This window comes from Thalassovita sp. ABM4_323 (assembly GCF_056158665.1).
Genome location: NZ_JBSWTS010000007.1, coordinates 749,389 through 769,259, shown reverse-complemented (window position 1 = coordinate 769,259; position 19,871 = coordinate 749,389). Strand labels below are relative to the sequence as shown.

The window sequence follows — 19,871 nt, the reverse complement described above, 5'->3', positions numbered from 1 at the left end:
TCCTGATCTTGCCAATGCGACCGTCCATCCGGTTCGCACGATCAAAATGGACCTGTTCGCCTTGCGCGTGGTCGATACCTCGTTCGTGCCGGAAATCATATCTGGTAACAGCAACCCGGAAGATCGCCGAAATTTCGGTCCCGCAGATGCGTTCACTGATGGGGATGGTGTTGGCACGTCAGCGTGAAGCGAGAGCGCAACGGTTTTGGCAGGAAATGGTGCCGCATGAGGGACTTGAACCCCCGACCCATCGCTTACGAAGCGATTGCTCTACCAGCTGAGCTAATGCGGCGACGCAGGGACCGTTTAGACATTCCGGCCTTCCCATGCAAGCACGTTTGTCCAAGCGCCGTGCCTGGCACTTGGACACCTGCGCTGGGCCGTTATCCGACGATCAGCTGTTTCATTTGCAGGGCTTCGTGTTCTAGTTCCGTCAGGCGATAGGTGATCACGTCGCCGATTGTCACCATCCCGGCCAGGGCCCCGTTATCCAGGACCGGCATGTGGCGAAACCTGCCTTCGGTCATGCGCTTGAGGACAGACACCAGCGGATCCGAGGGGCTGCAGGTTTCCACGTCCTTGGTCATCACGTCCTTGACCAGCTGTGGCAGCGTCTGACCGGGTGTGTCAGCCAGTTTGCGCACGATGTCGCGCTCGGACAGGATGCCGGCTAGGGCGCCCAACTCGTCGGCCACAACCAGGGCGCCAATTCGTTTGTCGCGTAGGGTTTCAACCGTGCTGTGCAGCGTTGCATCCGGAGAAATCGTATAGACATCCGTGCCCTTGTTTTTCAGCAAATCCCCGACAGACGCCGCCGCTGACTGCATGTTCGTCGACTGGCTTTGGCTTTGAGTTTGGGTCTTGGCCTGATCCTTGCGCATTGGAGCCTGATACGAAGTTGGCATGTCTGCATTTCCTCCCAGAACGAGTTGATATCGGTTATGACCTCCACCATAACGCAATTTCTGAATATGCGGAGAGAAGATTGCCCGACATCACGCTGACACCCCTGATTGCGACCGTGATCTTTGTTCTGGCCTGCCTGTTTGGCTATCAATATAGGCGTGTTTGGAAGGCCGAAGGACCGCGTTGGCAGCTTTGGCTCTACGGGGCGCTGGCCGCAGCGGGCCTGCTGATTTTGGGATTTGTGCCGTTGGCGACCTAAGGCCCGGTTCAGGCGTTTTCGGCCTCTAACTGGGCGCGTTCCAACATCTTTTTCGCGCGCGGACAGGCCAGTCGGTCGCGCAGAGGGCTGTCGGGGTCGATGTCTTTCTTGCACACCACGCATTGATCCGCGTCGCTGATCGCGTTCAGGCCACCGCAGCTGCCCTTGATGGACTTGTTCATCATGATGACGCCCAGGGACATGCCCAGAATAATCAGCAGCAGCAGTCCGAAAGCAAAGAAAAACGTGGCCATGGTGGCAAGTCCTTTTGGGTATTACGACGTCAGCGCGGTGAATTGCGAACTTGCAGTGGGTTTAAACACAAGCTCGGCCGAGTTTGTATCACGTTCAATGAACAGAACAGCAAGATTTTGTGCTTCTGCGATCATAAGTCCTTTTTCGCGGCCCAAAGTCAGCATTGCGGTCGCCCATGCATCCGCCAACATGCCGTTTTCCGCCAGAACCGTGGTCGAGGCGGTCTTGTGCGTGATGGGGCGTCCGGTGACAGGGTCGATAATGTGCGAGAACCGCTTGCCGTCCTGTTCGAAATAGTTCCGATAATCGCCCGAGGACGCCATCCCCAGGTTCGACACTCCGACCACATCGATCAGCCCACCCGACAGGGCGGCGGGTTTCTCGATGCCGATTTGCCAGGGCTGGCCGTTCGGGTTGGTCCCCGAGGCATAAAGGTCGCCGCCGATCTCAACCATGTAATCGGTGATCCCCAGCGTTTCCAACGCCCGCCCCACCTGATCCGCGCCATAGCCCTTGGCGATCGCGGCCAGATACACCTGTGTATCGGGCTGTTTCTTTTGCAGGGTGGTTTCACCAACAATCAAAGTGTCCGCATGACCAGACCGCGCCAGCGCCTGGACGATCTGGGTGTCGGTCGGAAATTGCGTCTGCCCGTCTTTGCCAAATCCCCACAGCTCGATCAGGGGGCCCATCGTGGTGTCGAACCGACCTTCGCTGGCGATGTGCACCTGTTCAGCCGCGTGCATCAAACCCATCAGTTCGGGTGAAAGAGCAACCGGTTTGGTGCTTGTTTGAGCATTGAACCGCGAGATTTCGGACGTGTTGTCCCAGTTGGACATTTGTCGATTGACGGTCTCTAACGCAGCGTCAATTTTCGCCCGTGCCTCGGCATCGTCGACCCGGCGATTCTTGTCGATGGCAACCACATTAAAGGTGGTCCCCATGGTGACGCCCGAGATCCGCAAAACGCGGGAATTGGGTTTACACGCCGCAAGGGCCAGAGACATCAAAAGGAATGATCGGCGAGAGAGTACAGCTGGTTCGGACACAATAGCATTCCCATTCGGGTCAGTATGACTTGGGATAGGCGTTTCGGCCAGTTTCAGGGCATTTTCAACAGGTAAATAGGCAAAAAGTCGACATTTGCACTTTCACAAATGGCCCGTGTATCGCATAAGCCAACAAAATTCCGCCAGAGGTCAGAGACGTTGAAGCGTTTTTCGTTAAGAAAAGGTCTGGATGTCCCAATTCAAGGGGCGCCAAAGGCCGAAATTCAAGCCAAGCCGATTGCCAAGACTGTGGGGATTCTGGGGGACGACTATGTCGGCCTCAAGCCGCGCATTCTGGTCGCCGAAGGAGACCTGGTTGGCGCCGGCTCTCCGGTGATGATCGACAAGGACATGCCCGAAGTTCAGATCGTATCGCCCGTCTCAGGGCAGGTTAAGGCGATCAACCGCGGGGCGCGTCGCAAACTGATCAGTATCGAGATCGAAGTCAAAGAGGGCGCCGCGCCTGTTGATTTCTCGGGCGTTGGGAATGCCGACACCCCCGAGGGCCTGGCCGAACGTCTGTGCGCTGCGGGTTTGTGGACCTCGTTCCGGACGCGTCCGTATTCCAAGGTGCCCGCACCGGATACGCGCCCGACCGCGATTTTCGTCAACGCGATGGAGACCGAGCCGCTGGCCGCCGATCCCGCGCCGATCATCGCCGCCGAGGCCGAGGCGTTCTCGAAAGGCCTGGCAGCCATCGCGACGCTGACCGATGGAGCTACATATCTGTGTCAGGCGGACGGTGCCGACATCCCGGGCGGGGATCTGCCGGGCGTAGAGCCTGCGGCCTTTGCCGGTCCGCACCCCGCGGGCCTGCCCGGCACACATATCCATTTCCTGCACCCGCCCAAGGCGGAACAGCCCGTCTGGACCATCGGGTATCACGACGTGATCGTGATTGGCCGTCTGCTGCTGACCGGCGCGCTGGATACCACGCGCGTGATTTCGCTGGCCGGTCCGGTCTGCAAGGATCCTTGCCTGGTCCAGACCGTTGCCGGGGCCTCGATGGCGGATCTGGCCGCCGATGATCTGCCACAGGATTTGCCGGTGCGCTTGATCTCGGGCTCGGTCCTCAGCGGTCGCATGGGCGAAGGCGCAAACGGGTATCTGGGCCGCTATGCCCGTCAGATCACTTTGATCGAGGAAGATCACAAGCAAATCCCGATGGGTTGGATCCGCCCGATGTTTGCCAAATACGCGGTGCAGCCGGTGCTGGGTTCGGCCCTGTCGCGCGCCAAGTTCCCGCTGACCTCGAACCTCAACGGTGGTCGCCGCGCGATGGTGCCGACCGGCACCTTCGAAACGCTGATGCCGCAGGATTACCTGCCCACGCAATTGCTGCGGGCGCTGCTGGTGATGGACACCGACCAGGCTCAGCTGCTGGGCGCGCTGGAACTGGACGAAGAAGACCTGGGTCTTGTCGGCTTTGCCTGCCCCGCGAAATATGAATATGGCCTCGCCCTGCGCGACTGCCTCACCAAGATCGAGAAAGAGGGGTAAGTCATGGGGCTGCGTAACTTCTTTGATCGGATCGAGCCGCAATTCGAAAAAGGCGGCAAGTACGAGAAATACTTCCCCATCTACGAGATGGTCGAAAGCTTTCTGTACACCCCGAAGACCGTGACCACCGTCGCGCCGCACGCGCGCTCGTATGTGGATATGAAGCGGATCATGACCTACGTCGTGATCGCCACGATCCCCTGTATCCTGATGGCGCTGTATAACACGGGCTATCAGACCAACATGGCTATCGCCGAATTTGGCGCCTCGGGCTGGCGCGCGGCCATCATCGACGGGCTGGGTATCGGCTTTAACGCCGCCAACCCGCTGGCGAATATGCTGCACGGGCTGCTGTATTTCCTGCCGATCTATATCGTGACGCTGGTTGCAGGCGGTATTTTCGAGGTGGTCTTTGCCACGATCCGTAAACACGAGGTAAACGAGGGCTTCCTGGTTTCTTCGATGCTGTACGCGCTGATCGTTCCGGCGACCACGCCCCTGTGGCAGGTTGCACTGGGCATTATCTTTGGCGTCGTGATCGGCAAAGAGGTGTTCGGCGGCACTGGCAAGAACTTCTTGAACCCTGCGCTGACCGGTCGTGCCTTCCTGTACTTTGCCTATCCGGCACAGCTGTCCGGCGACAGCGTTTGGGTACCTGTCGACGGTTTCACCGGCGCTACCGCGCTGGCCGTATCCGCATCGGAAGGGTACCAGGAACTGGCCGCTCGCGGCATGAGCTGGTGGGACAGCTTCTATGGCTTTATCCCCGGTTCGATGGGCGAAACCTCGACCCTGGCCTGCCTGATCGGCCTGGCCTTCCTGTTGGCCACCAAGATCGCCAACTACCGAATGGTCGTGGGCTGCCTGGCCGGGATGATCGGGTTCTCGTTGCTGCTGAACTGGGTCGGTTCTGACACCAATCCGATGTTCGCGATGCCTTGGTACTGGCACCTGGTCGTGGGCGGCTATGCCTTTGGTCTGGTGTTCATGGTGACCGAACCTGTCTCGGGCTCGCACACGAATATGGGGCGCTATTTCTATGGTGCGCTAATCGGGTTCATGGTGGTGATGATCCGCGTTGTGAACCCCGCCTTCCCCGAAGGCATGATGCTGGCGATCCTGTTCGGCAACGTCTTCGCACCCCTGATCGACTATTTCGTCGTTCAGGCCAACATCAAACGCAGGGCAAAGCGACATGGCTGATAACAACCAGACCCCCGCCGAAGCCAAAGGTTTCATCCGCCGTTTCCTGGATGCGCCGCCTGATACCGTGGGTAAGACGATTTTCGTGGCCGTTGCTGTCTGCCTGGTCGCCTCGATCGTCGTGTCCGCAGCTGCCGTGGCCTTGCGCCCGCTGCAGGCTGTGAACGCGCTGAAGGACAAACAGATCAACATTCTGCAGGTCGCGGGCATCTATGATCCCGCACAGGACGTGGTCGAGGCCTTCGCCGCCTTTGAACCTCAAATCCTGGAGCTGGAGACCGGCGTATTCACCGATCAGTTCGACCCGGCCAATTTTGATGACCGCGCTGCTGCGGATGATCCGGCGACCTCGGTTGCGCTCAGCGATGACCCGGCGGGCATTGGCCGTCAGGGCAAGTTTGTCACTGTTTACTTGCTGCGCGACGAGGCCGGCGCCATCGACAAGGTGATCCTGCCGCTGCACGGCTATGGCCTGTGGTCCACGCTCTATGGCTTCATTGCGCTCGAGGAAAACGGCAACGATATCTTCGGGTTGCAGTTCTATGAACACGCCGAAACGCCCGGTCTGGGCGCCGAGGTGGACAACCCGCGTTGGAAAGCCCTGTGGAATGGCAAGAAGCTGGCCGATGAAACCGGCAAGCTGCAAATCAGCGTGACCAAGGCGGTTCCGGCCGCTGGCCCCGAGCATCACATCGATGCACTGGCCGGTGCGACGCTGACCACGGCCGGTGTCCACAACCTGGTGAACTTCTGGATGGGGGAAGCGGGCTATGCCCGGTTCCTTGAGAACCTGAAAGCGGGGAATGTCTAATGGCTCATAAGCGCAGAGAAATGCTGGTCGATCCGCTGGTCGACAACAACCCGATCACGCTACAGGTGCTGGGCATTTGTTCGGCCCTGGCGGTGACCTCGTCCTTGCAGGTTGCCTTTGTGATGGCCATCGCGGTGACGTTGGTGACGGCGTTTTCGTCCATGTTCATCTCGATGATCCGCAGCCAGATCCCCGGCTCGATCCGGATCATCGTGCAGATGGTGATCATCGCCTCGCTGGTGATCCTGGTGGATCAGATGCTCAAGGCATACGCCTTTGAGATTTCGAAAACCCTGTCGGTTTTTGTCGGCCTGATCATCACCAACTGTATCGTCATGGGCCGCGCCGAGGCTTTCGCGATGAAAAACCCGCCCATCGACAGCTTTATCGACGGGGTCGGCAACGGTCTGGGCTATGGCCTGATCCTGATGCTGGTCGGCGTCATTCGCGAGCTGTTCGGCTCGGGGAGCCTGTTTGGTGTGACCATCCTGGAGACGGTCAACAACGGCGGCTGGTACGTGCCCAACGGCTTGCTGCTGCTGCCGCCTTCGGCCTTCTTCATCATCGGTCTGATCATCTGGGCCTTCCGCACATGGAAACCCGGTCAGGTCGAAGATCGTGAATACAAAATTCAAACGGTGGAGGCGCACTGATGGAAGGTCTCATCTCCCTCGCGGTCAAGGCGATCTTTGTCGAAAACCTGGCCCTGTCCTTCTTCTTGGGCATGTGTACGTTCATCGCGGTGTCGAAAAAGATTTCGACGGCGATTGGTCTTGGTATCTCGGTGATGATCGTGCAAGCGATCACCGTGCCGGCCAACAACCTGATCTTGTCCTACCTGTTGGCGCCCGGCGCGCTGGCCTGGGCTGGCTTCCCCGAGGTCGATCTGACCTTCCTGGGTCTGATCTCGTATATCGGGGTGATCGCGGCGCTGGTTCAAATCCTGGAAATGGTTTTGGACAAGTATTTCCCGCCACTTTACAACGCCTTGGGTGTTTTCCTGCCCCTGATTACGGTGAACTGTGCCATCCTGGGTGGCTCGCTGTTCATGGTGGAGCGTGGCTATAACTTCACCGAGGCCGCGACCTATGGCGTTTCGTCTGGCTTTGGCTGGGCGCTGGCCATCACCGCAATGGCGGGTGTGCGGGAAAAGCTGAAATACTCTGACATTCCCGACGGGCTGCAAGGCCTGGGCATCACCTTTATCACCGCAGGTCTGATGGCTCTGGCCTTCATGTCCTTCTCTGGCGTGAAACTCTGAGGATCCAAAGTTATGGAAACATTCGGCCTTGGAATTGTCCTGTTCACCCTGATCGTCCTTGCGCTTGTGACGATCATTCTGGCCGCTCGGTCAAAACTGGTGTCCAGCGGCAACGTGAACATCACCATCAACGGCGAGAAGACCATCTCGGTTCCCGCTGGTGGCAAGCTGCTGCAAACGCTGGCGGAACAACAGCTGTTCGTCCCGTCGGCCTGTGGCGGCGGCGGCACCTGTGCGCAGTGTCGTGTGAAAATCCACTCGGGTGGCGGGTCGATCCTGCCCACCGAAGAAAGCCATATCACCAAGCGTGAAGCGGCTTGCGGTGACCGTCTGTCCTGTCAGGTGGCGGTCAAGCAAGACATGGAAGTCGAAGTCCCCGAAGAAGTCTTCGGCGTTAAGAAATGGGAATGCACCGTTCGTTCCAACGACAACGTCGCGACCTTTATCAAGGCGCTGGTTCTGGAACTGCCCGAGGGCGAGGACGTGAACTTCCGTGCGGGTGGCTACATCCAGATCGAAGCCCCGGCGCACCAGTTGAAATACACCGATTTCGACGTGCAGGAAGAATATCGCGAAGACTGGGACAAATTTAACCTGTGGCAGTACGACTCCACGGTGGCTGAACCGATCGAGCGGGCCTATTCGATGGCCAACTACCCGGACGAAAAAGGCATCATCATGCTGAATGTCCGCGTGGCTTCGCCGCCTCCGGGTTCGACGGGTATTCCTGCCGGTCAGATGTCCTCGTACATCTTCAACCTGAAGCCGGGTGACAAGGTCACCATTTCCGGCCCGTTCGGCGAATTCTTCGCCCGCGAGACCGAAAAGGAAATGGTGTTCATCGGCGGTGGTGCTGGTATGGCGCCCATGCGTTCGCACATCTTTGACCAGCTGAAGCGCCTGAAGAACAAGGATCGCAAGATCACCTTCTGGTACGGTGCGCGTTCCAAGAAAGAGATGTTCTTTGTCGAAGATTTCGACGAGCTGGCCAAGGAATTCCCCAACTTCACCTGGCACGTGGCGCTTTCGGATGCCCTGCCCGAGGATGACTGGGGTGGCTACACCGGCTTTATCCACAACGTGCTGCACGACGAATACCTCAAGGATCACCCGAACCCCGAGGATTGCGAATACTACATGTGTGGCCCGCCCATCATGAACCAGTCGGTGATCAACATGCTCTTGGAAATGGGCGTTGATCGCGAAGATATCATGCTGGATGATTTCGGCGGATAAATTGAAAACCGGTCTGGGCAATCAGGCCGGTTTTTCTTTGGTCCAAACGGTTCGTGGTCGCGTATCCTGAAAAAGGAGGTACGCAAATGACCCGAATTTTCGCGATCCTGGCGGTGATGTTAACCGCCCTGCAAGCCAGTGCTTTGGAACTGGACGCGCCGTTTGAGTCAATCGACGGCGGCACGCTGTCCCTGTCGCAATGGACGGGTCAGCCGGTGCTGGTGGTCAATACAGCGTCTCGGTGCGGCTTTACCAAGCAGTATAGTGGCCTGCAGGCGCTGTATGACACCTATCGCGACCGTGGGCTGATCGTGCTGGCGGTGCCCTCGAACGATTTCCGGCAGGAATTGTCCAGCAATGCCGAGGTCAAAGAGTTTTGCGAGCTGCAATATGGGATCGACATGCCCATGACCGTGATCACGCATGTCCGGGGCCGCGATGCGCATCCGTTTTATCGCTCGTTGAAGGCCGAGGCTGGCTTTGCCCCCAAATGGAACTTTAACAAGGTGCTGATTGGCCCTGATGGCGGCGTGGTCCAGACTTATGGATCAAATACCAACCCCAGCTCGGCTCGAATTCGGCAGGACATCGAAGACCTGCTGAAATAAAAAAAGAAGCGCCAAACTGGCGCTTCTTTCGTTTCATATGTGGCCAAGCCTTAGAAATGGACCGAACGTGCGGTGCCCGGGATTTCCTTGGGCGGGGCAAATTTGGTCAGGTCGATGCCTTCAACGGCGACCTTGTATTCCTCGATGGTCGGGGTGCGGCCCAGGATGGCCGACAGAACCACAACCGGGGTCGAGGCCAGCAGCGATTCACCCTTCTTCTCGGCGCTGTCTTCCACGACGCGGCCCTGGAACAGGCGGGTCGAGGTGGCCAGAACGGTGTCGCCCTTGGCGGCCTTTTCCTGGTTACCCATGCACAGGTTACAGCCGGGACGCTCCAGGTACAGGATGTTCTCGTACTCGGTGCGGGCGGTGCTTTTCGGGGCCAGATCGTCGAACTCGAAGCCCGAGTATTTCTGCAGGATTTCCCAATCACCCTCGGCCTTCATCTCGTCGATGATGTTGTATGTGGGGGCAGCCACGACCAACGGCGCGTTGAACTTGACCTCGCCTTGAACCTTTTCCAGGTTCTTCAGCATCTGAGCGACGATCTTCATGTCGCCCTTGTGCACCATGCACGAGCCCACAAAGCCCAGGTCCACTTTTTTCTCGGCCTTGTAGAACGAGATCGGGCGGATGGTGTCGTGGGTATAGCGCTTGGAGACGTCGGCGTTGTTCACGTCGGGGTCTGCGATCATCGGTTCGTTGATTTCGTCCAGATCGACGACAACTTCGGCAAAGTACTTGGCGCTGTCATCGGGCGACAGGGCGGGCTTGTCACCCGACTGGATTTCGGCGATGCGCTTGTCGGCTTTGTCGATCAGGCCCTGCAGGGTCTGCGCTTCGTTGTCCATGCCTTTGTCGATCATGATCTGGATACGCGATTTGGCCAGCTCCAGCGAGCCGATCAGCGTGTCGTCATTCGAGATACAGATCGAGGCCTTGGCTTTCATCTCGGCCGTCCAGTCGGTGAAGGTGAACGCCTGGTCCGCCAGCAGAGTGCCGATATGCACCTCGATGATGCGGCCCTGGAACACGTTGTCGCCGTGCTGTTTCAGCATCTGCGCCTGGGTGGCGTGCACCACGTCCCGGAAATCCATGTGGTCTTTCATGGTGCCTTTGAAGGTCACCTTGACCAATTCCGGGATCGGCATGGTGGCTTCGCCGGTGGCCAGCGCCAGAGCAACGGTGCCCGAGTCCGCGCCAAACGCGACGCCTTTGGACATACGGGTGTGGCTGTCGCCGCCGATGATGATGTCCCAATCGTCCACGGTGATGTCGTTCAGCACTTTGTGGATCACGTCGGTCATGGCGTGGTATTCACCCTGCGGGTCACGCGCGGTGATCAGGCCGAAGTTGTTCATAAAGCTCATCAGCTTGGGGATGTTGGCCTGAGCCTTCAGATCCCAAACCGACGCGGTGTGACAGCCCGACTGATACCCGGCGTCAACCGACGGCGAGATCACGGTGGCGGCCATGGCCTCCAGCTCTTGGGCGGTCATCGGACCAGTGGTGTCCTGGCTGCCAACCACGTTGACCTGAACACGCACGTCCGAACCGGCGTGCAGAACCGTACCGGGGGTGGTGCCACGTGCATTGCGGTTAAAGATCTTTTCAACCGCGGTCAGACCCTGGCCTTCGATCGCCACCTCTTTCGAGGGCGCATAGGCCGATTTCAGGTCCTGACCCAGGGCTTCAGCAGCGAATGTTTGCAGCTTTTTACCAAAGACCACAGCGTAGGAACCGCCCGCTTTGATGAATTCGACCTTCTGCGGGGTCAGCGCGCCCGAGATGTCGACCAGCTCGGCGCCATCGGCGTCGTACAGCTTCTTGTCTTTGGTGTTGATCGTCAGAACCTTGCCGGTTTCGACCGAGTAGACCTGCTCCAGCACGGGATCGCCGTTTTCGTCCATGACGGTGTTGCCGTCGGCGTCGGTTTTCTTGACCCAGTTTTTAAGGTCCAGACCGATGCCGCCGGTCACGCCCACGGTGGTCAGGAAGATCGGCGAGATACCATTGGTGCCGGCCACAACAGGGGCAATGTTCACGAAGGGAACGTAGGGCGAGGCCTGTTTACCGGTCCACAGCGCGACGTTGTTCACACCCGACATACGCGACGAACCCACACCCATGGTGCCTTTTTCCGCGATCAGCATGACGCGGGCGCCGGGGTTGGCTTTTTGCAGCTCTTGGATTTCAGCCTGAGCTTCGGGGGTGATCATGCATTTGCCGTGCAGTTCACGGTCGGCGCGGCTGTGGGCCTGGTTGCCGGGCGACAACAGGTCGGTCGAGATATCGCCTTCGGCGGCGATATAGGTGACAACTTTGATCTCTTCTTCGACATCGGGCAGCTTGGTGAAGAACTCAGCCTTGGCATAGCTTTCCAGAATGTCCGTGGCGACAGCGTTGCCCGCGCCGTGGGCCTCGGCCAGGCGGTCCATGTCGGCTTCGTACAGGAAGACCTGCGTCTTCAGCACTTCGGCGGCATCAGCGGCCAGCGCGGCGTCATCGCCCAGGGCGATGTCCAGCAGCACCGCGATCGAGGGACCGCCCTTCATGTGCGACAGCAGTTCAAACGCATAGGCCGGGGTGATTTCGGCAACGGTTTCCTGGCCCAGAATGATGGCTTTCAGGAACTGCGCCTTTACACCTGCGGCGCTCGTGGTGCCGGGCAGGGTGTTATAGATGAAAAAGTTCAACGAAGCGTCGCGATGCTCGTTCCCGGTGTCTTTGATCTGGGCGATCAATTCGCTGACCAGGGCACCATCGTCGATGGGCTTGGGGTGCAGACCCTGTTCTTTACGGGTCTCAATCTCGGTAAGGTAATCTGAATACAAGCTCATGATGATTCCGGCGTCTGAGTGTAAGATTAAAGCTTGGAGACCGGGCTTCAGATTCGTCTGGCGAGCCCGGGAAAAGCTGGCTGCATGCCGTGGTATACCAAAAGGGGTCGGGATGCAAGATACAGGATCGTGACATGATGCCCCATTTGTATCTATCGCCCAATTCCTAATGCCACGTGGTGAAGGAATGGTTGTCTATAGAAGCCGTTTCCGCCTGCAATCAAGGCTTTTCTGGTCAACGCGCGCTATGCCGCAAGCCACAGGTCATCCGCTCGAAATTCTGTGGAAAAGAATGGTGCGCAAAAAGTAAGGCCGACCCTAAGGCCGGCCTTACCCCCACGGGATGACAGGAAGATTACTTCCCGTCGGTGTGTTTCTGGATCAATGCCTTGGCCTCGGCCAATAGGGCCGCGCCGTCGATCCCTTTCGCGGTGACATCTTCGACCCAACGGTCATAGACAGGCTGGGCGAAGGCCTTCCACTTCTCGCTGTCTTCGGCCGAAACCGTAATGACCATGTTCCCGGCATCCACGGCCTTTTGACGGGCCGGACCATCCGCGCCGGCCTGTTGCGCACCGGCAAATGCCGAGAACTCGATGCCCGAGTTGGCGTCGAACACGGCCTTGATGTCGTCGGGCAGGCTTTCATAGCGGTCCTTGTTCATCGCCAGCGTGAAGGTCAGCGTGTAAAAGGCAAATCCATCCGCAAATTCGGTGTGGTTATGCACCAGTTCGGGGACTTTCAGGGCGGTCGTGACCTCCCACGGGATCACAGCCCCGTCGATCACGCCTTTGGACAGAGCCTCGGGGATCGCAGTGACCGGCATGCCGATCGGCACAGCGCCAAGATTTTCCAACAGGAACCCGGCCATGCGGCTGGGGATGCGGAACTTCATCCCGGTCATGTCCTGCATCGTGCGTACCGGTTTGTTGGTGTGCAACATGCCGGGGCCATGAACCCAGGCGCCGATCAGGTGGACGCGACGATAATCGGTGTCCTTCATTTCCTTTTCGAACAATTCCCAATAGGCGCGGCTGGTGGCCTCGGCATTGGTCATCAGGAACGGCAGCTCAAACACCTCGGAGCGCGGAAAGCGGCCGGGTGTGAAACCGTTCACGGTCCAGGCCAGATCGACAATGCCGTCTTCGACCTGAGCCATCAGTTCGGGCGGTTTGCCCCCCAGCTGCATCGAGGGGTAATGCTCGATCTTCACCCGGCCCTCCGTGCCGGCCTCGATCCGCTTGATCCACTCGTCCAGCACCAGGCGCGGGACGTTGGCCTGTTGCGGCAGAAATTGATGCAGTTTCAGCGTGATTTCGGCGGCAAAGGCGTTGCTGGCAAACAAGGCCGTTGCAGCGGTCAAGCCCGCAAGCATCGTGCGTCGGATAGTGTTCATTGTTTCCTCCCTGAATGAACATGTGTGGCCCTGCGCGGGGCCAGTGATTAGGCAGTGATTAGGCGGCTTGGTCGTCCGTCATCTGGATCAACGCCTGCCGGTCGATCTTGCCTGTTCCCGTCTTGGGCAGCTCGTCGACATAGTCGAACAGGCGCGGGGCCTTGAACGGCGTCAGAACCGACTTGACGTAGTCGCGCAGATGGTCGGTTTCGTCCGCACCTGCAGATCGGCCCGATTTCAGCGCCACCACGGCGCGCAATGCCATGCGTTTGTCGGCCAGCTCTTGCGCCAGCACCGCGCATTCATGCACGTCGGGGTGTTCGTTCAGGCAACGTTCGACCTCGAGCGGCCAGACCCATTGTCCGGACACCTTGATCAACTCGTCCGCACGGCCCTGGAAATAGTAGTAGCCATCCCGTTCAATGAAGCGGTCGCCTGTATAGATCCACTCGCCACGCATAGTGTCAGCCGTTTTGTCCGGGCGGTTCCAATACTGCGGCGCCGAAGAATGGCCGCGCACGAACATCACACCTTCCTCTCCGGGTTTGGCGGGCTGTCCGTCGGGCGTTTCCAGACGCACCTCATAACCCGGCACGCGGGCTCCGGCGGCTCCCAGACGATGATCATCCAGGCTATTGGACAGGTAGACATGCAACATTTCGGTCGAGCCCAGCCCCTCGGTTGGGCCGTGTCCTGCGAGGGATTTCCACGCGTCATAGACATCTTCGGACAGGATCTCGGCCGCTGACATGGACTGGCGCAAAGACGACAGATCCCGATTTTCCACGTTTTCAGACCGGGCCAACGCGGTATAGAGCGTCGGCAAGCCAAACAGCACGGTCGGTTTGTAGGTCTCGATCGCGTCCAATACCGCATCCGGGCGTGGTTGGCCGGGCAACAGCAGCACGGTCGCCCCCACCGAATAAGGGAAGGTGACCGAGTTCCCGAACCCATAGGCGAAATAGGTTTTCGGCACCGAAAAGGCGATGTCGTCCAGCTGTAGTTTCAGCACATGTTGGCCAAAGGACTGCTGGGTATAGGCCATGTCGTGATGCAGATGGACGATCCCTTTGGGCCGCCCGGTCGAGCCCGAGGAATACATCCAGAAGGCCATGTCCCCGGGTCCGGTATCAGCGCAGTTCAGAACTGCGGATTGCCCAGCCAGGAATTCATGATCTGCAATGCAATCGCCCGAGGTGCCATTCACGGTGATAATGGTCTGAAGATCCGTCCCCGCGATGGTCGCACCGGTGAATACCGGGGCCAGCTCGGCCTCGGTCACGGCGAACCGCGCGCCGGTATCCTGCAAGAAGTAATTCAACACGTCCGGCTTGGTCTGAATATTCAGCAAAACAGGCACGAATCCAGCCCGAACCGCCCCAAAAAACGCGGCCGGATAGCTGGGCGTGTCGTCCAGGAAGAACGCGATCCGCTCGCCCCGTTTCAGCCCCGCCTGGGTAAAGGCATTCCCCCACTTGGCGGCCTCGGCGATCAGCTGGGCATAGGTCAGGCTGCCCTTGGGGCCAATCACGGCCAGCTTGTCAGGATTACGCGTCGCGTTTTGCCACAGGATTTCAGAGCAGTTGGGATGATCTGCTATGTCAAAGCCGATCTCGGCAGACCCCGGTACACCTGCGGGCACGGGGTCAACGATAGGGTCCGGTTGGGCCGCCTTGTACGCATCGTATTGCGCCATGAACTGCGGGGTGATCTGGCGCATCCGCTCCATGTCCACACGGCCGGATCGTGTCAGATAGTTAAAGGCGAAATCCAGCGGTGGCAGGTCCATCTTTTCGCCGAAACTCTCGTACCAAGTGGCCGAGGTATTGGCCGCATCCACGATCTTTTTCGCAACCGGAGGACGCTCGGCCTGATAGGTCTGCAAAGCGGCCTCTACGCTTTCGTTGTCTTTCAACGCATGGACCAGGGCAATGGCATCCTCCATCGCCAGCCGTGTGCCCGACCCGATCGAGAAATGCGCGGTGTGCACTGCATCACCCAGAATGGCGACTTTGGGTGCGATCCAGCTGTCACACCAAAGACGCGGGAATTGCCGCCACATGGATTTGTTGATGACCAGATCGGTGCCTTTCAGCACGTCCTTGAACAGCTCGCCACACAGTTTGGCGCTTTCTTCTTCGCTCATCTGGTCAAAGCCATAGGCCTGATAGACGTCGTCGCTGCATTCCACGATGAAAGTGCTGCGATCAGGCGCATAGCGATAGTGGTGCGCGTTCAGCGGTCCCTTGTCGGTGTTGATAAAGGTCTGAGTCAGCGTATCAAAAGGCACAGTCGCGCCAAACCAGGCGAAGTGGTTGTCGAAATGCTCGATCGTGGGTTTGAAGTGCTGTTCCAGCGATTGACGCGCCAAAGAGTTCAGCCCGTCCGCACCAATCACCAGATCGGCCTCTAGCTCGTCCAGATCATCAATCTGAGTCTCAAACCGGATTGGCACACCCAAGGCACGGGCACGATCCTTGAGGATCTCGATCAGTTCCAGCCGCCCGATGGCGGTAAAGCCCACACCGTCCAGCGTGACCTGTCCTTCTGGCAGGTTCAGGGTCATGTTCTGCCAGCGCTCCATCTGCGGAACGATCAGGTCGTGGGTTTCAGGGTCGTCGGCCTTCAGGAACTCTAGCGCGCGATCGGAAAACACCACGCCAAAGCCAAAGGTCGCGCCTTCGGGGTTTTGCTCGGTCACGCGAACCTGGACGTCCGGCAACAGCCGCCGGATCAGGATCGCCGTGTACAGGCCAGCGGGTCCCCCGCCGAGAATTTCAATGTTGGACAGCTTGGACATGATCCCTCCCGTAATCTGTCGACTTTCATAAAGGGGTAAGATAGAATTACAAATTACGCAATAAGTTTTATAATACGGAAAAATGAAGATGCTGCATACGCTTGCCCATACCGTCACTTTCGGCGACTGCGATCCCGCCGGAATCGTGTTTTATCCCAATAGCTTCCGCTGGATGGATGCCTGTTTTCATGACATGCTGTCCCGGGCCGGAGGTCATGCGAAAATCTGCCAAGAGATCGGATCAGTTGGTTTGGGTCTTGCGGATGCTTCGGCTCAGTTCAAATCCCCCATGAGGGACCGGGACGCCCTGTCGATTCGCCTGATGGACATCGAATGGGGCGCGCGGGCGTTGACGGTGCGCTATGAAACCCGAGTGGGTGATCGGCTGTGCTTTACAGGCACCGAAGTGCGGTGCATTTTCAGGAAAACGGATAAGGGGATAAGCGCCGACAACACGCTGGCGCTGCGATCCCGGCTTGAGGAGCGTTTGAATGGCTGACGAACAAGGCGCCGGACAAGGGATCAAATCGTTGGATTCGGCGCTGAGTGTATTGCTGCATCTCAGCGCATTGAATGGCCCGGCCAGCCTGTCCGAGATTGCCAGGGATTGCGGGATGCCGCCCAGCAAGGTGCATCGCTATCTGGCCTCGTTCATCCATGCTGATCTGGTCCGGCAGGAGGGGCGCTCGGGGCAATATGATCTGGGGCCCGGTGCGCTTCAGCTGGGCCTGTCGGCGTTGGCGCGCCACGATTTCGTGAATGCCGCAGCGGATGGGCTGCCTGATCTGGCAGCGCGGACCGGGGTGACGGCTTTGCTGGCGGTTTGGGGCACTGAAGGCGCGACGATCGTGCGCTGGCAAAGAGGCGAGATTCCCACAGTGACCTCGATGGGATTGGGGACAACGCTGCCTTTGCTGAATTCGGCCACGGGGCGCGCCTTTCTGGCCTGGGCTCCGGACGGTGCGATCAGCATTCAGCGCGAAAAAGAGTTGCGCCGCGCCGCGCGGAACCCCGGAATTCTGGTGGACGTAACGCCGAACAAAACGGCTCTGAACACGTTGGTGGCGCAAATCCGCAAGGACGGGTTCGCCTGTGTCAAAGGGGAGTATATCCCCGGTCTGGTCGCGGTCGCGGCGCCGGTCCTGGATTGGCAAAACGAGGCGCAGGCTGTGATTACACTGGTGGGGACCGATCCGGCGATGGTCAAGCCGGGCTCTGAGGTGGTGCAGGCCCTACACGACTTTTGCGCGCAAAAATCGGTGAAGCGCCAGACCGGCTGACGTCACAAACCTCACATTGAATCAGTATCTTGGCGGGCAAGTTTCATTCAACCGTTGCGAATAACGGCGGGATTTGATTCGTGAAATCGTGGCCAATCTGGATCATTTGGGCCGATTGGGGCGCGATTGGGGCAGAAATGAGGCAGTTAACTTAACCTTTCAACTAATTAATATTATTAAAAATCAGTTAGATAAGTCAAAATACAAGTTTTGCATTGTGACAAAAAGATGGCCAGTATGCTTGTGCTGACCTAAAGTCAGCCCGTCTGCACGTTAAATATGACCACGAAACGGGCGTTCTGCGGTGGGGGCCGCAGATGAGTCCCGTGGAAAGGCAAAAATGAGAATTCCGTCTGCGCGTAGCTGCCTGCGCAGATCGCTGGCTTTGGCATTTTGCCTAAGCGTGGCGATAGCTGGTGTAATGAATCCGAATATGGCCCAGGCCGGGCCGAATGCGATGGTTGTGCGCGTTGTTCACAATGACCGTGGTGGCGTTGTGGGAAATCGCGCTCAAGAGATCGCCAGGATTTAGTCCCGTCATCAGCGGGTCGAGATCCGTGGCAAGGTCTGCCTGTCCTCTTGCACGATGTATCTGGGGGCCGGGGATGTCTGCGTTGATCCCAACACCAAGTTTGGTTTCCACGGGCCCAGCGCGCATGGCAAACCTCTGAAGCCGCATCAGTTCGAGTACTGGTCTTCGGTTATTGCGTCTTATTACCCGGCGCGCTTGCGCGACTGGTACATGACCGAGGGGCGGTATAAATCCGACGGATATTACACCATGTATGGGGCGCAGCTTATTCGTCTGGGCATCGCCCAGTGCTGAGATAATTTATGAACCAAAGGGATTTGCCCGGGGTATTGGCCTAGGTTACTGGGTGTCCGAGGTGCTGGATCCACCGACCAGAGCCCCTACCACGACCGCGCCGCCAACGCCGCCAAGGATCGTGCCCAAACCGCCGATCAGCGGGACAAAGTTGGTCGCCTCGCCCATACCAGCCGCCGAGGGCGGTACGGCCGCGACCCCTTCGCACAACACGCCGATATTACCGTGCCGACGCCATTCCGCGCGCAGAATCTCGAAATCTCCGCACATGCGGCTTTCTTTGGCGATGCGCATCGCCTCTTCTGGGGTGCGGTCCTGTGCGGAGGCCGTGCCTGCCAGCGCCACAATCGCAAAGGTCGTCAGAGTTCTGAAAAACATGCTCGATCTCCGTTATCGTTGCCCAAACATAGCATGATTATCTGCTTGGTTGAATGCATCGCATGAACAAGTGGTTTTTTCGTGGCGTTCAAGTGATTTCCTGCCCGCAGAGACCGAATTGGCGATTGCATTTGAACCCCTGCCTGTGCGATTCTACGTGTACAAACAAAACAGCCTCGGGTTCACCGGGCGTTAATACAGGCAAATCACCAGGATGACTTTTTAACATGCGTCGCGTGCTCATTACCGGTACGGCCGGATTTATCGGGTTTCACTTGGCCAAGCGGTTGCTGAGTGAGGGGTTTCAAGTTCACGGCTACGACGCCGTCACCGATTATTATGATGTCAACCTGAAGAACCGCCGCCACGCGATGCTGCAGGAAAACCCCAATTTCTCGGTCACTATTGCGCGGCTCGAGGATATGGAAACGCTGACGCAGGCCTTTGACGAATTCCAGCCGCAGATTGTGGTGCATCTGGCCGCGCAGGCCGGGGTCCGTCATAGCCTGGAATTCCCGCGTACCTACGTAGACAGCAATATCGTCGGCACGTTCAACGTGATGGAGAATGCTCGCAGGCTGAAGATCGACCATTTGCTGATGGCTTCGACCAGCTCGGTCTATGGGGCGAACGAGGACATGCCGTTCACCGAAACGGAAAAGGCCGATACCCAGCTGACGATCTACTCGGCCTCGAAAAAGGCGACCGAGAGCATGGGGCATTCCTATGCGCATCTTTATGATCTGCCGGTCACGATGTTCCGGTTTTTCAGTGTCTATGGCACCTGGGGACGGCCCGATCTGGCGTTGTTCCTGTTTGTCGACGCGATCCTGGATGGCCGTCCGATCAACATCTTCAACAACGGGGAAATGGCGCGCGATTTCACCTATGTCGATGATCTGGTGCGTGCGATCCAGCTGTTGATGGATGCTGTGCCCGAACGCCCCGAGGACGGGGTTGTGCCCGAGGGTGACAGCCTGAGCCCGGTCGCGCCCTATCGGATCGTCAATATCGGGAACTCGGAACAGATCCGCCTGCTGGATTTCATCGACGAGATCGAAAAATGCCTGGGGCAAAAGGCGATCCGCAACTACATGGGCATGCAAACCGGCGATGTGCCTGCGGCTTGGGCTGATACCAGCCTGCTGCGGCGGCTGACGGGCTATCAGCCCAAGACCGATTACCGTGACGGGATTGCCCGCTTCGTGGAATGGTTCCGGGAGTATTACCAAAAATAACCCACCCAACCGCCAATCAATCAAG

General features: G+C 58.3%; 20 protein-coding genes, 1 tRNA gene and 1 pseudogene. 13 read left to right on the top strand and 9 right to left on the bottom strand.

The genetic code is table 11. From position 1 onward, the window contains the following. Window positions 1–46 precede the first annotated feature (46 nt). Window positions 47–187, top strand: a complete 141-nt coding sequence (locus ACXADQ_RS06080; RefSeq protein ID WP_475316789.1) for a hypothetical protein — start codon at window positions 47–49, stop codon at window positions 185–187. 29 nt (window positions 188–216) lie between these two features. Here ACXADQ_RS06080 and ACXADQ_RS06075 read toward each other — a convergent pair. Further along, window positions 217–292, bottom strand: a tRNA-Thr gene (locus ACXADQ_RS06075). A 91-nt stretch (window positions 293–383) separates the two neighbouring features. Beyond that, the gene (locus ACXADQ_RS06070; protein WP_475316785.1) at window positions 384–905 is read right to left on the bottom strand and encodes a CBS domain-containing protein; all 522 of its coding nucleotides are present in this window, start codon (window positions 903–905) and stop codon (window positions 384–386) included. Between the two features lie 80 nt (window positions 906–985). On the opposite strand from ACXADQ_RS06070, the gene ACXADQ_RS06065 reads away from it, so the two are divergent. Then, window positions 986–1,165, top strand: coding sequence for a hypothetical protein (locus ACXADQ_RS06065; protein ID WP_475316782.1), 180 nt, complete (start codon window positions 986–988; stop codon window positions 1,163–1,165). An 8-nt stretch (window positions 1,166–1,173) separates the two neighbouring features. Here the strand turns inward: ACXADQ_RS06065 and nqrM are convergent, their stop codons facing one another. Together nqrM and ACXADQ_RS06055 are read right to left on the bottom strand one after the other, a co-directional pair. After that, window positions 1,174–1,419 (bottom strand): (Na+)-NQR maturation NqrM, encoded by a 246-nt coding sequence (gene nqrM, locus ACXADQ_RS06060; RefSeq protein WP_475316779.1) that lies wholly within the window; start codon window positions 1,417–1,419, stop codon window positions 1,174–1,176. 21 nt (window positions 1,420–1,440) lie between these two features. After that, window positions 1,441–2,427, bottom strand: a complete 987-nt coding sequence (locus ACXADQ_RS06055) for an FAD:protein FMN transferase (protein ID WP_475316773.1) — start codon at window positions 2,425–2,427, stop codon at window positions 1,441–1,443. Window positions 2,428–2,628: 201 nt separating this feature from the next. On the opposite strand from ACXADQ_RS06055, the gene ACXADQ_RS06050 reads away from it, so the two are divergent. The 7 genes from ACXADQ_RS06050 (at window position 2,629) to ACXADQ_RS06020 (ending at window position 9,088) form a co-directional block, all read left to right on the top strand. Further along, window positions 2,629–3,969: a Na(+)-translocating NADH-quinone reductase subunit A gene (locus ACXADQ_RS06050; RefSeq protein ID WP_475316768.1), complete on the top strand. Its 1,341-nt coding sequence runs from the start codon at window positions 2,629–2,631 to the stop codon at window positions 3,967–3,969. 3 nt (window positions 3,970–3,972) lie between these two features. Further along, window positions 3,973–5,172: an NADH:ubiquinone reductase (Na(+)-transporting) subunit B gene (locus tag ACXADQ_RS06045; protein ID WP_475316763.1), complete on the top strand. Its 1,200-nt coding sequence runs from the start codon at window positions 3,973–3,975 to the stop codon at window positions 5,170–5,172. Further along, window positions 5,165–5,983 carry a Na(+)-translocating NADH-quinone reductase subunit C gene (locus tag ACXADQ_RS06040; protein ID WP_475316756.1) on the top strand — a complete coding sequence of 273 codons (819 nt, stop codon included), beginning with the start codon at window positions 5,165–5,167 and terminating at the stop codon, window positions 5,981–5,983. The genes ACXADQ_RS06045 and ACXADQ_RS06040 overlap by 8 nt, the downstream gene beginning before the upstream one ends. Then, on the top strand, window positions 5,983–6,636 hold the full coding sequence (locus ACXADQ_RS06035) for an NADH:ubiquinone reductase (Na(+)-transporting) subunit D (RefSeq protein WP_475316749.1): 654 nt from the start codon (window positions 5,983–5,985) through the stop codon (window positions 6,634–6,636). Before ACXADQ_RS06040 ends, ACXADQ_RS06035 begins: the two co-directional genes overlap by 1 nt. Next, window positions 6,636–7,244 carry an NADH:ubiquinone reductase (Na(+)-transporting) subunit E gene (nqrE, locus tag ACXADQ_RS06030; protein ID WP_475316745.1) on the top strand — a complete coding sequence of 203 codons (609 nt, stop codon included), beginning with the start codon at window positions 6,636–6,638 and terminating at the stop codon, window positions 7,242–7,244. The genes ACXADQ_RS06035 and nqrE overlap by 1 nt, the downstream gene beginning before the upstream one ends. A 12-nt stretch (window positions 7,245–7,256) precedes the next feature. Continuing rightward, window positions 7,257–8,480, top strand: a complete 1,224-nt coding sequence (nqrF, locus tag ACXADQ_RS06025; RefSeq protein ID WP_475316738.1) for an NADH:ubiquinone reductase (Na(+)-transporting) subunit F — start codon at window positions 7,257–7,259, stop codon at window positions 8,478–8,480. Between the two features lie 86 nt (window positions 8,481–8,566). After that, the gene (locus ACXADQ_RS06020; protein WP_475316730.1) at window positions 8,567–9,088 is read left to right on the top strand and encodes a glutathione peroxidase; all 522 of its coding nucleotides are present in this window, start codon (window positions 8,567–8,569) and stop codon (window positions 9,086–9,088) included. Window positions 9,089–9,138: 50 nt separating this feature from the next. Here ACXADQ_RS06020 and ACXADQ_RS06015 read toward each other — a convergent pair whose 3' ends face one another. From ACXADQ_RS06015 to ACXADQ_RS06000, 4 genes and pseudogenes are all read right to left on the bottom strand, one after another. Further along, entirely contained in the window at window positions 9,139–11,928 is a 2,790-nt protein-coding gene (locus ACXADQ_RS06015; RefSeq protein WP_475316722.1) for a bifunctional aconitate hydratase 2/2-methylisocitrate dehydratase, read from the bottom strand. 355 nt (window positions 11,929–12,283) lie between these two features. Then, on the bottom strand, window positions 12,284–13,324 hold the full coding sequence (locus ACXADQ_RS06010; protein ID WP_475316714.1) for a TRAP transporter substrate-binding protein: 1,041 nt from the start codon (window positions 13,322–13,324) through the stop codon (window positions 12,284–12,286). 58 nt (window positions 13,325–13,382) lie between these two features. Next, window positions 13,383–15,020, bottom strand: coding sequence for a benzoate-CoA ligase family protein (locus ACXADQ_RS06005; protein ID WP_475326036.1), 1,638 nt, complete (start codon window positions 15,018–15,020; stop codon window positions 13,383–13,385). Then, window positions 14,994–16,124 (bottom strand): annotated as a pseudogene (locus ACXADQ_RS06000) (FAD-dependent monooxygenase); the annotation flags it as partial. The pseudogene ACXADQ_RS06000 and the gene ACXADQ_RS06005, both read right to left, overlap by 27 nt. Window positions 16,125–16,212: 88 nt before the next feature. Here ACXADQ_RS06000 and ACXADQ_RS05995 point away from each other — a divergent pair. The 3 genes from ACXADQ_RS05995 (at window position 16,213) to ACXADQ_RS05985 (ending at window position 18,230) form a co-directional block, all read left to right on the top strand. Then, window positions 16,213–16,623, top strand: coding sequence for an acyl-CoA thioesterase (locus ACXADQ_RS05995; protein WP_475316708.1), 411 nt, complete (start codon window positions 16,213–16,215; stop codon window positions 16,621–16,623). Further along, window positions 16,616–17,404, top strand: a complete 789-nt coding sequence (locus ACXADQ_RS05990) for an IclR family transcriptional regulator (protein ID WP_475316704.1) — start codon at window positions 16,616–16,618, stop codon at window positions 17,402–17,404. The genes ACXADQ_RS05995 and ACXADQ_RS05990 overlap by 8 nt, the downstream gene beginning before the upstream one ends. A gap of 586 nt (window positions 17,405–17,990) precedes the next feature. Then, entirely contained in the window at window positions 17,991–18,230 is a 240-nt protein-coding gene (locus tag ACXADQ_RS05985; protein ID WP_475316701.1) for a hypothetical protein, read from the top strand. A 45-nt stretch (window positions 18,231–18,275) separates the two neighbouring features. On the opposite strand, the gene ACXADQ_RS05980 is transcribed toward ACXADQ_RS05985, so the two are convergent. Next, window positions 18,276–18,608, bottom strand: coding sequence for a hypothetical protein (locus ACXADQ_RS05980; RefSeq protein WP_475316698.1), 333 nt, complete (start codon window positions 18,606–18,608; stop codon window positions 18,276–18,278). A 227-nt stretch (window positions 18,609–18,835) separates the two neighbouring features. Between ACXADQ_RS05980 and ACXADQ_RS05975 the strand changes: the two genes are divergently transcribed. Continuing rightward, window positions 18,836–19,846 carry a GDP-mannose 4,6-dehydratase gene (locus tag ACXADQ_RS05975; RefSeq protein WP_475316695.1) on the top strand — a complete coding sequence of 337 codons (1,011 nt, stop codon included), beginning with the start codon at window positions 18,836–18,838 and terminating at the stop codon, window positions 19,844–19,846. Window positions 19,847–19,871: the final 25 nt, after the last annotated feature.